Consider the following 16,556-nt stretch of genomic DNA (forward strand, 5'->3'; position numbering starts at 1 on the left):
AAATTTCCTAATTTTATTTTATATAAAAATTTTAATAATTAATTAATATTATTAAATATAATATAATTAATATTATTCCTAAATATATTGATGATATATACCAACGAATATATCCATTTTGATTTAATAAAAGTATATTTCCTATTTTATTTATTGTTTTTATCGTTAAAAAATCTATAAATCTAGCAATAGGATCATTTTTTATGATCAATAGTATTTTTAAAAAAATATTTACAAAAATTTTTTTATAAATAAAATCGATATAACATCCATTTAAAAAAAAATTATTTATAAAAGAAAATTTATAATAATAATTAACAACTTTATTAATAAAATTATTTTTTTTAATATAAAATATATATAATATAAAACTTATTATGAATATAATAATAGATACAATTTCTAACATATGATTAAAATGACTTTTCAAAAATAACATTTTATTAGGAAATAAAATACTATTTTTTCTGGGTAATAATTTTATACCTATGTTACTAGAAAGTATACTTAATATAACTAATGGGAAATTATGTGCAAATTTATTATTAATAATAGGTAAAATAATTTTTTGACCATAAAAAATAATATAAATCATACGTATTGTATATAAACATGTAAAAAAACTACCTATAATACCAATTATAAATAATAAAATATGTTTATTTATTAATATTTCATATAATATTTTTTCTTTAGTAAAACTACTCATTGTTATAAAAGGTAATGACATTAAGGATAAAGCACCACATAAAAAATAATAATATATAAAAGGAAAATATTTTTTTGTTTTTCCTATTTTAAATATATTTTGTTCATTATTACATGAAGTAATAATAGATGCAGCACATAAAAAAAGTAATGCTTTAAAAAAAGCATGAGATATTATATGAAATAAAGTAGCATGAAAAGAATGAATACCTAATGCTAAAAACATATAACCAAGTTGACTCATAGTAGAATAAGCTAAAATATTTTTTATGTTATTTTGTATTAATGCAGACCATCCAGATAATAATAAAGTTATTGATCCAATAATACTAGTTAAAAAAAGTATATTATCATTCATTAAAAATAATATATTGTTACGTAATATTAAATAAATGCCTGCTGTTACCATAGTAGCAGCATGAATCATTGATGATACAGGAGTTGGTCCAGCCATAGCATCTATTAACCAAGTATTTAATGGAAATTGAGCAGATTTACCTAATGATCCAATTATTAACATTATAGAAATAATTTTTAAATAATATGATTTATAATAAATATGAGAAGATGTTATTAAATATGATATTTTTGAAAAATTTAAAGTATGAAAAACTTTAAATATTAAAAAAATTCCAATAATTAAAAAAATATCACTAAAACGAGTTATTAAAAAAGCTTTTATAGCAGATAATCCATTTTTTAATTTTTTATTAAAAAATCCTATTAATAAATAGGAACATACTCCTACACCTTCCCATCCAAAAAACATTAAAATAAAATTATTAGCTAAAATTAGCAATATCATATTTGATATAAATAAATTAGTATATGCAAAAAATCTAGAATATCCTTCTTTATTTTCCATATACCAAATTGAAAAAATATGAATTATAAATCCTACCCAGGTAATAAGTAATAACATTATTAAAGATAATTTATCTAAATATAAAGAAAAATCAATATATAAATAATCAATATCTAATATTTTCCATAAAGTTTGTTTATATAATAGACCATTATTTTTAATAAAAATAAATCCTATAATTAATGCAAGAATTGCACTTATACCTATAAAACTTATTCCAATTATTGAAATTTGAGTTTTATTCAAATATTTTGAAAAAAGTGATAGTATTACAAAACTAATTAATGGCATTAAAATTATTAAAAAAAGAAAATTCATCCATTCATCTCACTCATTGAGTCAATATTAATGTTATTTTTATAATAGTATAATTTTATTAATAAAATTAAATTTATACAAGTTTCTATAGCTGATATACTAATGGATACAATATACATAATTTCGCCTTCTGTTTGTTTCCAATAATTACCAGAAATTATACATGATAATGCTGCAGAATTAATCATAATTTCAGTAAAAATTAGAATATATAACATATTATTTCTAATAATTATTCCTGTTAATCCCAAAATAAATATTAATATAATAAATATTAAAATATGATATAAAGGTATCATTTAACACTCTTTTTTTTATTGTTCTTGTGTTTTACCTATGTGTAAAACAGTAATTATACCAGATAATAAAAGTATTGATATTAATTCAACAATAATTTTATATTTTGTAAATAAATTTATACCAATGTCTTTTATATTAATAAAATTCATAATAATATATTTTTTACTATATATATTTTTTAAAATAAAAAAAATAAATATAACAAATACTAAAGTGAAAAATAATATAATAAATAAAGATATTTTTTTTTTTAATAAAACTTTTTTTTCTTCTAATTTAATATTTTTATAATCTAAAAACATTAAAGAAAATATAAATAAAATGACAACAGCTCCTGCATAAATAATAATTTCTAATGCACCTGCAAAATAATCTCCTAAAATAAAAAATATACATGATATTGAAATTAATGAAATTAGAAAATACAATATTATATTAATAGGATTAATATTAATAAACATTAAAAATATGAAAATTATTGATATTACTTCTAAAGTATAAAATATTATTTCCATCTATAATCCTTTTTTAAAATTTAAAATTATGGTAATATATTTTTAATATCAACTTCAATATTTGAATTTTTATTTTTTTTATTATTATTATTATTAATGTTAATTCCAGAAATATCATAAAAATTATATTTAGTATATTTCCCTTGATTTTTTTTTAATAAATCATTTTTTTCATAAATTAAATCTTTTCTATTTAATTCACATAATTCAAAATCTGGAATTAATTGTATTGCTCCCGTAGGACATGCTTCTTCGCAAAATCCACAAAAAATACATCTAGATATATTAATTCGAAAAAATTTTGGATAAGATCTTCCATTTTTATTTGTTATTTTTTTCAAACTTATACAACCAACTGGACATGAAACTGCACAAAGATTACATGCAACACAACGTTCATTATTATTGGAATCAGATGTTAATATAATTCTTCCTCTATATCTTGGTGGTAAATAAATTTTTTCTTCTGGATACATTATAGTTTCTCTTTTATTAAAAAGATTCATCCATACTAAAAAAATACTTTTTATTTGACTGATTAAATTTCTAAAAAATTTTTTTATTTTCATTATTTTTTTTTAAAATCTAATTATTTTAATATTACAAAAAATGCAGTAACAATAAGATTAATTAATGTTAATGGTAAACATGTAAACCAACTAAAATACATTACGTTATCATAACGAGGTCTAGGTAATGATGCTCTTATTAAAAAAAATAATATTATAAATATAAAAGTTTTTCCTAAATACCATATTATTGGTGGTAAAAATGGTCCTAACCATCCACCAAAAAATAAAATTACTATTAAAGAAGACATAACTATAATATTAATATATTCTCCTATAAAAAAAAGACCAAATTTCATTCCAGAATATTCAATATGATAACCATCAATGAGTTCTTGTTCTGTTTCTGGTTGATCAAAAGGATACCTATGACACAATGCAATAGAAGAAATAAAAAATGATATAAAACCAAAAAATTGAGGAATAATATTCCAATAATATTTATACTGATAATAAACTATATCATATAGATTAAAAGATCCTGTTTGGCATACAATCCCCATTAAAGACAAACCTAAAAAAATTTCATAACTTATTATTTGAGCAACACCTCTTATTGAACCTAATAAAGCATATTTATTATTACTTGCCCATCCAGCAAATAAAATAGAATAAATAGAAAGGCTAGCCATCATAAAAAAAAAAAGTATTCCAATATCTAAATTAGATATTATTAATTTAGGGGTAATAGGTAATATAGCAAATACAGATAATAATGCATTAAAAGCTATAATTGGAGCAATATTAAATAATAATTTATTTGAAAATTTTGGTGTCCAATCTTCTTTAAAAAAAATTTTTATCATATCTGCTAATATTTGTAAACATCCATATAACCCAACTCTATTAGGTCCATAACGATTCTGAAATAAAGCTAAGATTCGTCTCTCAACAAAACTTAAAAAACTCCCACTTATTATTAATAATAATAATATAGATATTGTTTTGAATAAAAATCTTGATTCTATATTTTTAGACAAATTAAATAAAATCATTTTAATACCTTTATTTTTTCAATAATTTTTCCTAAAAAAGATAATGGAATTCCTTTTGCACCTAATGGTATACTAATTAATCCTTGATGTAAAAACTCTGAAATACTTACCTTTAGAATAAAGGTATTATTTAAACAATGTAATTCAATTAAATTATTAGTTAAAATTCCTAATTTTTCAGCATCTTTTTTATTTAAAACAACATAATGATCAGAAAAATATTTTTGAATTAAAGATGATTTTTGGATTAAACTATTACTATTAAATAAAGTATAATGAGCAGTAATTATTAATTTTTTAGGTAAAATAAATTTATCTTTATAATTTTTTTTTTTAAACTTTAATATATAATTTTTTTTGCAATTAATTTTAAATCCTGTAGGCCCGTATTTTGAAGAAATTCCTATTTCTTTTTGAAATTTATATAATGATTGAGAAGAATTCCAACCAGGAGCCCATAAAAATGGTATTTGTGAACAATTAAGATTTTGATTATAATTACCTTCCATAGAAAAATTAAAAATAGTATCTTTATCTTCTGGTTGTTTAGGTTCATGCACATTAATATTAGATAATATAGATGTTCTACCACTAAATCTGATTGGAGATCTTGCAAATTTTCTATTATATACTTTATAAGTAGAAGAATATGATGCTAAATGAATACCTTTTAATAAAGGGATATATTTTTCACATTCTTTAATAAGATTATCTAATGTAATTTTTTTGTTTAGATTATTTAATCTAGCATATATTTGATATAACCATTGCCAACTAGATTTTCTATTATTTTGTTTATTATAGAAAGAAGGTTTATATACTTGGAAAAATCGTTGTGCTCTACATTCATTATTAATTACAGTTCCATTACTTTCTAGAAAATTTGATGTTGGTAATATTATATTTGCTTGTTTCATAGTTTTAGTTAAAATATGATCTAAAACAATTTTATTAGGAATTTTTTTAAAAAAATTATTTAATTTATTTTTTTCTTCATAAAAATATAAATCATTTTCAACAATAATAATTGTGTCTATATTTATGTATTTATTAACTTTATTTTTTATAAATAAATTTTGTAAAGATTTTCCTTTAATTAAACCAATTCCCATACTATTTACTTTATTTAATACATAGAATAAACCTACATCTTTTTTTTTTGCATTTAATTCTTTTGCTATAGCAAAAGATGCTGAAATTAATTCTATAGAATTTGATCCAGTTCCAGAAATAATTAAAGGTTTTTTAGCATTTAATAATATTTTTTTTATTTCTATAATTTGATTTATTAAGTTTTTATTATTTAGCATAGAATTATTATTCTTATTATTTTTAATATAATTAGCTAATATAAAACCAAATTTAGATTGATCTATAGTAGGTGCATAATAATTCCATAAAGATATATCATCTAATGATGTTTTATCATTACTTATGATAAATAATGGATTTAATAATTTATTTCTAAAATTTAAAATTGCATCAGAATGCCAATAAGGAATATTTTTAGATTTTTTATTATTATTTAAATTATTTTTTATAGCTTGTCTCACAGCTAAAGCAGCTCTAGGATTAGTATTTGTTAAATCTTCTCCTAAAATTAGGATAGCATCATAATTTTCTATTTCAGATAATGTGGGAAAATATATTTTTTTATTTTGTAATATTTTAATAATATAATTAATTTGTTTTTTTTCATTTTCTAAAATACCTAAATAAAAATTATTTTTTCCAACTAATTTTTTTAAAATAAAATTACTTTCTATACTTGCTCGAGGTGAACCAATTCCAATTATTTTTTTAGATTTTAATATTAAATTAGTAATTTTTTTGATAATTTTTTTATTATTTAAAATTAATTTTTCATTATTTTTATAATATATTATTTTAATAGGATTACTCTTTAAAAGAGTATATCCATAACCAAAATAACCTTTATCACAAAGAAAATAATGATTAATTTTTTCATGAAATCTATTTTGTATACTAGATAATTGTCCATAACGTTCTCCTACTAAAATATTACATCCTAGTGAACAGTGTTGACAAATACTTGGAGCATATTGAAGATCCCATTTTCTTGAATAATTTATATTATAAGTTTTATCTGTAAAAACTCCTGTAGGACAAATTTCAATTAAGTTACCAGAAAATGGACTTTCTAATATACCATCTAAATATTTTCCAAAATAAATATTATCTTTTGAACCAAAAACATTAAAATCTTTACCGTCTGCATAATTTTTATAGAATCTTACACAACGATAACATGTAATACAACGGTTCATAATATGTGATATAAATGGTCCTAAATATTGATTTTTATATTTTCTTTTAGGAAAATTAAATCTCCGAATATGATGTCCAGTCATTACAGTCATATCTTGTAAATGACAATTTCCACCTTCATCACAAATTGGGCAATCATGTGGATGATTTAACATTAATAATTCAATATTTTTTTTACGAAAATTAATAGAATCTTTATCATTAATGAAAATATAAGATCCTTCTATAGGAGAAGACATACAGGACATAATTATTTGTCCGTTTTTTTTTTTCATATTATCATATTGTTTTATGGCACATTGACGACATGAACCTATACTACCTAAAATTGGGTGCCAACAAAAATAAGGTAAATTAAACCCTAAAGATAAACATATTTTTAATAAATTATCTTTTTTATTAACTTTATAAAATTTACCTTCTATATTAATATTAATCATAATCTTATTCCATTATACTATTTTAGTATATTTGAAAATATATAATAAATATATTTTTTAGATAAAAAATAATTAATTAGTAATTCCATATTCAAATTCGTGTAAAAAATATTTTAATGCACTATTTAAAGGTTCCATAGCTCCGGGAGCATGAGCACAAAATGAACCTCCATTTGTTAATTGTTTACTTATATCTTTAAGAAGAAAAATATCTTTTTTATCTCCTTTTTTTTTTTCTAAATTAGTTAATATTTTAACAATCCAAGGTAATCCTTCTCTACATGGAGTACAAAAACCACAAGATTCTCTAGCAAAAAAAATTTCTAAATTTTTTACTAAAGATACTATATTAATAGTATGATCTATAGCAATAGATATACCTGTTCCTAATCTACTTCCTGCTTGACTAATATTTATAAAATCCATAGGTAAATCTAAATGATCTTTTGTTAATAAACCAGTTCCTGCCCCTCCTGGTTGCCAGGCTTTAAATATAAATTTTTTTTTCATTCCTCCTGCATATTTTTCTAAAATTTCACGAGCAGTTATCCCAAAAGGTAACTCCCATAATCCAGGATTTTTTACATTTCCAGAAAAACCTAACATTTTTGTACCAGTATCATATTTACTTTTAGATATATCTTTATACCAAATAGGACCATATTGAATAATACTAGGTATATTAAATATAGTCTCTACATTATTAACACATGTTGGTTTCCCCCATAAACCAATGGAAGCAGGATATGGAGGTTTAAATCTAGGATTTGCTCGTTTTCCTTCTAAAGAATTAATTAAAGCTGTTTCTTCTCCACAGATATATCTTCCTGCTCCTATATGAAGATATAAATCAAAATCAAAATTACTATTTAATATTTTTTTACCTAAAAAATTTAGATTATAAGCTTCTTTTATAGCTATATTTAAAATTTTTGCACAGTTTATATATTCTCCTCTTAAAAAAATATATCCTTTGTTTGCTTGAATTGCAAAAGAACTAATAATAATACCTTCTATTAGTTGATGAGGAATATTTTCTATTAAAAAACGATCTTTAAATGTTCCAGGTTCCATTTCATCAGCATTACATAAAAAATAACGAATTTCTTTATCATTTTTTTTAGGTGGAATTAAACTCCATTTTAATCCAGTATAAAATCCTCCTCCTCCTCTTCCTTTTAATTTTGATTGTTTAACTATATTAATAATATCTTGTGAAGAATATTTTAATAAACTTTTTCTTAGACTTTGATAGCCATTTTTCTTTATATATTCTTTTAAAAAAATTGTTTTATTTTTATTATTATTATTAATACGCCATGTTAGGGGATGTGTTTCTGGATTAGGATTGATTATTTTCATTAATATAATTATCCAATATTTGATTTATATAATTAATAGATAATGAAGTATAAACTTTTTCATTAATCATTATAACTGGACTTTTTTCACAATGTCCTAAACAACAAATAGGTATTAAAGTAAATAGTTTATTAGATGTCGTTTGCCCTGATTTAATATTTAATCTTTTTTGAATATATTTTAAAATTTTCTTATATTTAGTTATATAACAAACAACACTATCACAATATTTAATAATATATTTACCTACTGGAGATCTAAAAATTTGACTATAAAATGTTGCTATACTATCAATTTCAGAAGGATTTATATCTAAAATATTAGAAATAATCATAATATTATCATTAGATATCCATCCATATTTTTTTTGAAAAAATATTAATATTTCAATAATAGCAGCATTATTAGATTCATAATGACTTTTAATTTTATTAATTATTTTTAATTCTTCTTTATTTAAAGATATATTTGTATTATTATTTATTTTTTTCATGATATTATATTTTAACGATCTACATCAGACATAACAAAATCAATACTACCTAAATAAGTAATTAAATCTGATATCAAACTACCTTGAATAACAGATGGTATTTGTTGTAAATGAGGAAAACTAGGTGTCCTAATTCTTGTTCTATAACTTACAGTGTTTCCATCACTAATTAAATAATAACTATTAATTCCTTTAGTTGCTTCGATCATTTGAAATGATTCATTAGCAGGTATCAATGGTCCCCAAGAAACTTGAACAAAATGATGAATTAAGTTTTCTATATTATTTAACATTCTTTCTCTAGGAGGGGGAGTTGTTAGAGGATGATCAACTTTATATTGTCCTGCAGGCATATGATCCAAACATTGTTGAATAATATGTAAACTTTGCCAAATTTCTTCAAATTTTAATAAAATTCTTGAATAAGAATCACTAACATTATATCCTATAGGAATATCAAAGTCAAAATTTTCATATCCTGAATAAGGTCTCCATTTACGAATATCAAAATTTAATCCAGTAGCTCTTAACCCTGTACCAGTAATTCCCCAAGATATTGCTTCTTTTTGATTATAAGAAGCTATGTTTTTAGCTCTAGATATTAAAATACTATTTTCTAGTGCAGTTTTTTTATATATATTTAACCTTTTAGGTAGCCAATTTAATAATTTTTTTATTAAGATATTCCATCTATTAGGTAGATCTTGTGCTAATCCTCCTATTCTAAACCATGCAGGATGCATCCTAGCTCCTGTTATAGCTTCAATTATATCATATACTTTTTGTCTATCAGTAAAGACTAAAAATATAGGAGTCATTATACCTAAATCTTGCATAAAGGTAGACAAACATAATAAATGACTATTAATACGAAATAATTCAGATAACATTATTCTAATAACCTTAATTCTATCTGTGATAGATATATTTGCTAATTTTTCTATTGCAAGAATATAAGGCATTTCATTTATACAACCACCTAAATATTCAATTCTATCTGTATATGGTATATATGTATGCCATGTTTGTCTTTCTGCTATTTTTTCTGCTCCTCTATGATGAAATCCTATTTCTGGAATACATTGTATAATTTCTTCACCAGATAATTGTAATATTATTCTAAAAGCACCATGAACTGAAGGATGATTAGGTCCTAAATTAAGATACATATAATTATTTAATTTATTATTTGTTACAAAATTATAATCTTCTGGATTAAATTTAGTAGATTCAATATCTTTTTTATATTTTTCTTTTGTTAAAAAATAAGGTGTAAGTTCAGTTGCTCTAGAAGGAAAATCCTTACGTAAAGGAAAACCATAATTCCAATTTTTGGGTAATAATATATGTGATAAATTAGGATGATTAATAAAATTAATACCGAACATTTCCCAAACTTCTCTTTCATACCAATTAGCATTTTTAAAAAAATTTGTAATAGTATTTATATTCAAATTATTTTCTTTTAAAGGAATTTTTATAATAATATCTGAATTTCTATTTATAGATATTAAATAATAAAATAATGAAAAATCCATTTTTTTCATTAAATAAAATTTATTAAAATGTAGTCTTTCATCTATACCATGCATATCGTATAACATATTATACGGATTATCTATTTCGGAAAAAAATTTTATAAATTTTATTAAATCTTGTGATCTAATCCAAATAGTTAACGGCATTTTATGATTAGAAATATTTTGTATAATAAAATCTTTAAAATTAAATTTTTTATTTAATTCATTAACAATAGACTCTATATTTTTCTTAAAAAAAGATTTATTATATGTATCTCCTATTTTTTTAACTACATTATCAAAAAAATTTTTCATAAAAAATCCTATTATTATATATTTTTTATTGATTTAAATTTAAAATTTTTGTCATTAAAAAATTTATTAGATGATTTTAATTTAGCTTTATAAATACTTTGGTCTCCTATTATCCAGGATAAAGGACGTCTTTCGTAATTTATAGATTTTTGTAATAATAATAATGCTTGTATGTATGCTTCTGGTCTAGGAGGACATCCTGGTATATAAACATCTACAGGTAAAAATTTATCAACTCCTTGTACTACAGAATATATATCATACATTCCTCCTGAATTAGCACATGATCCCATAGAAATTACCCACTTAGGTTCTAACATTTGATCATATAATCTTTGTATAATGGGAGCCATTTTTAAAAAACATGTTCCTGCTATTACCATAAAATCAGCTTGTCTGGGAGATGCTCTTAATACTTCAGAACCAAAACGTGAAATATCATTAATAGATGTAAATGATGTAGTCATTTCAACATAACAACAAGATAATCCAAAATTATAAGGCCATAAAGAATTTTTTCTCCCCCAGTTAATAATTTTATGTGTTACTTTTTTTAAAGTACCTAAAAAAATATTTTTACTAATTTGATCATTTAAAGGATCTGTATTAATATTTTTTTGTGTTTCTAAAGGATAATTTTTTTTATTATTTTTAATTTTTTTAAGAATATATTTCATTTTGTTATATATATTTTTTTTATGTAATTAATTTTTTTTATATTTCCAATTTAAAGCTTTCATTTTAAATAAATAAAATAAAGTGATTAAAATAGTTAAAATAAATAAAATTCCTTCAATAAAACTTTCTAATTTTATTATTTTAATAGTAATAGACCATAAATATAAATATAAAGATTCGATATCAAAAATTATAAAAAATATTGCTATTAAATAAAAATTAATATGTATTTTTTTTTGAGAAATATCATAAGAACAAACTCCTGATTCAAATGGAATTTCTTTATCTATGCCATATGAATATCCTCCTAAAAAAAATGATAGTAACATAACTAAACAACTAATTGTTATAGCAGAAATTTGAAATAATATAAAATATTGAGGATTATAAGTTAATGTGTTTATCATAATAATGATTTATTAAAAATAAATTTAAATTACATAATTTTTTATTAAAAAATTTTTTAAATGATTAAAATTATTGGATAATATATAAGATAAATTTTTTTTTTCTATACAATTAATTAAAATTTTTGGTAATAATATTTTATGATATAATGTATTATAAACATAATTTTGAAATTTTGCCGGATGTGCAGTACCAAGAAAAACATTGAATGTTTCATTATTGAGAATATATTTTTTTAATGCACAAAAACTAACAGATGAATGAGGTTCTAAAATATATTTATATTTTTTAAAAAAATCTACTGTTGTTTTTGTTGTTTGTATATCTGTAATAGCGCAAGATTCTAATTCATTTAAATTCCAATTATTTTTATTAAAAATTTCTATAATTCTAGGCCAATTATTAGGAATACTTACATCCATTGCATTAGATAATGTTTCTATTGTTTTTCTAGGTTTCCAATATCCTTTATTTAAAAATCTAGGTACTGTATCATTTATATTAGTTGCTGCAATAAATTTATTTATGGGTAAACCGATTGTTTTTGCTATTAATCCAGCAGTCAAATTACCAAAATTACCACTAGGTACTGAAAAAATTATTTTTTTTTTTCTTTCATTTAAAGGAATTTGTGCAAAAGCTTCAAAATAATAACATATTTGAGCTATTAATCTACTAATATTAATTGAATTTGCAGAATTTAAATAAAATAACTTTTGAAGTTCTTTATCATTAAAAATTTTTTTTATTAGTTTTTGACAATCATCAAAATTACCTTTAATAGCAATTGTTTTTATATTATTTCCTAATGTACAAAATAATTTTTCTTGTAAAATAGAAATTTTTTTATAAGGATATAATATAACTACTTCAATATTATTCATTTTATGAAAAGCATGAGCAACAGCTGCACCTGTATCACCAGAAGTAGCAGTTAAAATGATAATTTTTTTCTTATCAAAAAAATTTAGCATTTGAGCCATAAAACGAACACCAAAATCTTTAAAAGCTAAAGTTGGTCCATAAAATAATTCTAAACAAGCAATATTTTTATCAATTAAGTTTAATACTAATGGAAAATTAAATGCTTTAGTTATTTGTGATTTTAAATCATTTATTGAAATTTCTTTTTCATCTAAAAATAATGAAATTATATAACTACTTCTATCAATAAAATTAAGATTTAATATATTTTGAATTGTTTTATTATTTAATTTAGGTATATTTACAGGAAAAAATAAACCTTGATTTTTCCCTAAACCTTTTTTTAAAGCTTGACAAAAATTTATATTTTCTTCTTGATAATTAAGATTATAAAATTTCATTTTTTCTCCATAATTTGAGTACCTATATTATTAATTTTACATACATAAACAAACCCTGTATTATTTTTTAAATAATTTTTTTTTAACCATATAACCATTTTATTTGCATAACTTAAATTATTAAAAATACTAAATATTGTTGGTCCTGAACCTGAAATACCATAATTTAAAGCTCCTAATTTTTTTGCTATATAGGAAATTTTTTTAAAATTAGGTATTAAAGATTTTCTATATGGTTCAGCAATAAAATCTTGCATTAATTTAGATGCTAATAATTCTTTTTTTGTATGACTAGCATTAATAAATCCTGCTAAATATTGACTTTGTTTAATTAAAATTTCTTTTTTATATAGTTTTGGTAAAATTTTTCTAGAACCAAAAGTAGATAATTTAATTCCTGGATAAGCAATAACCCAAAACCAATTTTTAAAAATTGGAACATTTTGAATAATTAAATTATTTTTATTATTAATTAATATTAATTTCATTCCTCCTAATAAACAGGGAACTATATTATCATAATGTATATTACCAGATAATAATCCTTCTAATTTACCCATTAATTTTAGTAAATCAAGATTATTTAATGGGTTATTACAAAATAAATTTATTGCTTTTAAAAATGCAACAATTGAACATGCACTAGAACCTAGTCCTGATGCTACAGGAACATTTTTTTCTAAAATTATTTTTATTGGAATTTTTTTCCCAATTTTTTTACAAAATTTTATCCAACAATGAAAAATAATATTTTCATAATTATTTTTTGGTAAATCATTTAAAAATATTCCTTTATTAATTAATATAAATTTATTAGATGAAGAAATTGTTATTAAATCCCCTAAAATACCTTTATCAATTCTAGATAATGCTATACCTAATGTATCAAAACCTACATTAACATTTCCAATAGAAGCAGGAGAATAAATTTTAATCATGGATTAATAATTCCTTATATTTTAATTAAATTAAACGTAATAAATCAATTAATACTCCTGCGGCAGTAACATTATTACCAGCACCGTATCCTCTTAATACTAATGGATAAGGTTTATAATAATTAGTATAAAAAGCAAAAGAATTTTCTCCATTTTTTATTTTAAAAAAAGGATGATTATTGTCAATTTCTATAATTTTTACCTTACATATTCCTTTAGAATTTATACTTCCAATATAACGTAAGACTTTATTGTCTTTTTTTGCTTTTTGAACTTTTTTTTTATAAATTTTATTTATTTCTGATAAAGAATTAAAAAATTCTGTAAGAGATTTTTGTTTATTAAATTTTTTAGGTATAACAGATTCAATAATAATATCATTTAATTCTATATTAAAACCAATTTCTCTAGCTAATATAAGTAATTTTCTAGCTACATCTATTCCCGTAAGATCTGTTCTTGGATCAGGTTCTGTAAAACCCATTTTTTGGGCCATTATTATTGATTGAGATAAAGTGATATTTTCTTCTAATTTACCAAAAATAAATGAAAGTGAACCAGATAAAATACCGATAAAATTAATAATTTTATCACCTGTTTTCAGGATATTTTGTAATGTATTAATAACTGGTAATCCAGCACCTACGTTAGTTTCATAATAAAATTTTAAATTTAATTTACTTGCTGTAGAACGTATTTGATTATAATATTCTATTCTGGTAGAATTTGCTGTTTTATTAGTAGCAATTATATTAAAACCATAACTTAAAAAATTTATATATTGATCTGCAATTTCTTGTGAAGAAGTACAATCAATAATTACAGGATTAATAAATTTATATTTTTTAGATTTTTTTAATAATTTTTTTATTATATTATCATAAATATGATTTTTAATTTCTTTTTCCCAAGTTTTTATGTTAAGACCACTAAAATTAAATAAAAAATTTTTTGTATTCATAATACTACAAATTTTTAAAAAAATATTTTTATTTTTAAAATAATATTTATTTTTATCAATTTGTTTTAATAAAGTACTTCCAATATTTCCAGTACCTATTATAAAAACTTCTAATATTTTTTCTTTATGAAATAATATTCTATGTATTATCTCTATAATATTTTTTGCATATTTTTCTTTAATTGCAACAGAAATATAATTCTGAAAAATATTCTGTGATATAGCAAATATATTAATATTTGTTGTTTTAAAAATATTTAAAAATTTAGAAATTATATTTGAAGAATGATTAATATCGTTATTTACTAATGTAATTAGTGATAAATTTTTAATTATTTTGATTGATTTGATTAAACTATATTTTAATTCTATATAAAATTCATCTTCTAATAAATTTTTTAAATTATTTAAGTTTTTGTTTAATAAAAAAATATTAATATTACAATCTTCAGAAGATTGAGTAATAAAATAAATAGATATTTTTAAAGTAAATATAAAAAATAATATTCTTGATATAATACTTTTAATGTGTTTATTTTTATCACCATTAATGTTTAATAATGATATATTTTTTAATTCTGTAATTCCCTTAATTTTTGATATAATATGATTTTTAATATTAAAATTATTAATTAAAGTTCCTTCTGAATTTAAATTAATTATATTTTTAATCATACAAGGTATATTATTTTTTAACATTGGAGCTAAAGTTTTGTAATGAATAACTTTTGCTCCAAAATATGCTAATGTTATAGCTTCTTGATAAGTAATAAATTTTACTAATTTAGTATTTGGTATAATATTAGGATCTGCTGTATATATACCATCTACATCAGTCCAAATTTCGCAATGCTTAGCTTTCAAGCAAACAGCTAATATTGCTGCAGAATAATCTGAACCATTTCTACCTAATAAAACTGTTTGTTTTTTTTGATTAACAGCAGAAAAACCAGGCATTAATATTATATCAATATTTGTTAAATTAATATTTTGAATATTTTTTAAAGTTAAATTAATATCTACTGTAGATTCTAAATAATTTCCATATGCTAATAAATATTTTTTAGGAGAAATTATAAATATTTTATATTTTTTTATTTTTAATAAATATTCTAATAAAATAATTGAAAACTTTTCACCCTGTGATAAAATTTTTGCCTTAATAATATCAGGACAATAATTAAGTAAATTAATACCATCTAATAATTTTTCGATTTTATTAATAATTTTATTTATATTATTGTTTAAAATATTAAAATCTGGGTTTTTTATTTTTTTTTCAAAATCATTAACTATTTTTATAAAAAAATTTTTTATATAAATTATGTCTTGTTTATAGTTTTTTTTTTTTATAGATTTTTCTATCATTATTTCTAAAATATTTGTAATATTTGCAGGAGCAGATAGAACAATAGCTACTTTTTCATTTTTTAACAGAATATGATTAATTATATTAGTTACTATTAAAAATCTTTCTGCATTTTTTAATGATGTTCCACCAAATTTTAATACTATCATGTTATTAAACCACCTAAAATTAATTTTAAAATATAGAAA

14 protein-coding genes are annotated in these 16,556 nt (G+C 20.5%); all 14 read right to left on the reverse strand.

What is annotated here, in order from left to right; translation table 11 throughout:
• Positions 1 to 31: 31 nt before the first annotated feature.
• On the reverse strand, positions 32 to 1,891 hold the full coding sequence (gene nuoL / locus GJU03_RS01840) for an NADH-quinone oxidoreductase subunit L (RefSeq protein ID WP_168918981.1): 1,860 nt from the start codon (positions 1,889 to 1,891) through the stop codon (positions 32 to 34).
• On the reverse strand, positions 1,888 to 2,190 hold the full coding sequence (gene nuoK / locus GJU03_RS01845) for an NADH-quinone oxidoreductase subunit NuoK (protein ID WP_168918982.1): 303 nt from the start codon (positions 2,188 to 2,190) through the stop codon (positions 1,888 to 1,890). The genes nuoL and nuoK overlap by 4 nt, the downstream gene beginning before the upstream one ends.
• A 15-nt stretch (positions 2,191 to 2,205) precedes the next feature.
• The gene (locus GJU03_RS01850; RefSeq protein ID WP_168918983.1) at positions 2,206 to 2,706 is read right to left on the reverse strand and encodes an NADH-quinone oxidoreductase subunit J; all 501 of its coding nucleotides are present in this window, start codon (positions 2,704 to 2,706) and stop codon (positions 2,206 to 2,208) included.
• Between the two features lie 26 nt (positions 2,707 to 2,732).
• Positions 2,733 to 3,275 (reverse strand): NADH-quinone oxidoreductase subunit NuoI, encoded by a 543-nt coding sequence (gene nuoI / locus GJU03_RS01855; RefSeq protein ID WP_168918984.1) that lies wholly within the window; start codon positions 3,273 to 3,275, stop codon positions 2,733 to 2,735.
• Between the two features lie 20 nt (positions 3,276 to 3,295).
• Complete coding sequence (nuoH, locus tag GJU03_RS01860) at positions 3,296 to 4,270, reverse strand: NADH-quinone oxidoreductase subunit NuoH (protein WP_168918985.1); 975 nt, start codon at positions 4,268 to 4,270, stop codon at positions 3,296 to 3,298.
• Positions 4,267 to 6,999 carry an NADH-quinone oxidoreductase subunit NuoG gene (gene nuoG, locus GJU03_RS01865; RefSeq protein ID WP_168918986.1) on the reverse strand — a complete coding sequence of 911 codons (2,733 nt, stop codon included), beginning with the start codon at positions 6,997 to 6,999 and terminating at the stop codon, positions 4,267 to 4,269. Before nuoG ends, nuoH begins: the two co-directional genes overlap by 4 nt.
• A 72-nt stretch (positions 7,000 to 7,071) precedes the next feature.
• Positions 7,072 to 8,361 carry an NADH-quinone oxidoreductase subunit NuoF gene (gene nuoF / locus GJU03_RS01870; protein WP_168918987.1) on the reverse strand — a complete coding sequence of 430 codons (1,290 nt, stop codon included), beginning with the start codon at positions 8,359 to 8,361 and terminating at the stop codon, positions 7,072 to 7,074.
• On the reverse strand, positions 8,342 to 8,854 hold the full coding sequence (gene nuoE, locus GJU03_RS01875; protein WP_168918988.1) for an NADH-quinone oxidoreductase subunit NuoE: 513 nt from the start codon (positions 8,852 to 8,854) through the stop codon (positions 8,342 to 8,344). Before nuoE ends, nuoF begins: the two co-directional genes overlap by 20 nt.
• Before the next feature lie 11 nt (positions 8,855 to 8,865).
• Positions 8,866 to 10,689, reverse strand: a complete 1,824-nt coding sequence (gene nuoC / locus GJU03_RS01880; protein WP_168918989.1) for an NADH-quinone oxidoreductase subunit C/D — start codon at positions 10,687 to 10,689, stop codon at positions 8,866 to 8,868.
• A gap of 14 nt (positions 10,690 to 10,703) precedes the next feature.
• The gene (locus GJU03_RS01885; RefSeq protein WP_168918990.1) at positions 10,704 to 11,366 is read right to left on the reverse strand and encodes a NuoB/complex I 20 kDa subunit family protein; all 663 of its coding nucleotides are present in this window, start codon (positions 11,364 to 11,366) and stop codon (positions 10,704 to 10,706) included.
• 27 nt (positions 11,367 to 11,393) lie between these two features.
• Positions 11,394 to 11,774, reverse strand: coding sequence for an NADH-quinone oxidoreductase subunit A (ndhC, locus tag GJU03_RS01890; RefSeq protein WP_168918991.1), 381 nt, complete (start codon positions 11,772 to 11,774; stop codon positions 11,394 to 11,396).
• 24 nt (positions 11,775 to 11,798) lie between these two features.
• Positions 11,799 to 13,100, reverse strand: a complete 1,302-nt coding sequence (gene thrC, locus GJU03_RS01895) for a threonine synthase (RefSeq protein WP_168918992.1) — start codon at positions 13,098 to 13,100, stop codon at positions 11,799 to 11,801.
• Positions 13,097 to 14,038, reverse strand: a complete 942-nt coding sequence (gene thrB, locus GJU03_RS01900; RefSeq protein WP_168918993.1) for a homoserine kinase — start codon at positions 14,036 to 14,038, stop codon at positions 13,097 to 13,099. Before thrB ends, thrC begins: the two co-directional genes overlap by 4 nt.
• Positions 14,039 to 14,063: 25 nt before the next feature.
• Positions 14,064 to 16,517, reverse strand: a complete 2,454-nt coding sequence (gene thrA, locus GJU03_RS01905) for a bifunctional aspartate kinase/homoserine dehydrogenase I (RefSeq protein WP_168918994.1) — start codon at positions 16,515 to 16,517, stop codon at positions 14,064 to 14,066.
• Between the last annotated feature and the right edge of the window lie 39 nt (positions 16,518 to 16,556).

It is taken from the genome of Enterobacteriaceae endosymbiont of Donacia bicoloricornis, from assembly GCF_012567955.1.
In the GTDB taxonomy this organism is placed as follows: Bacteria; Pseudomonadota; Gammaproteobacteria; order Enterobacterales; family Enterobacteriaceae.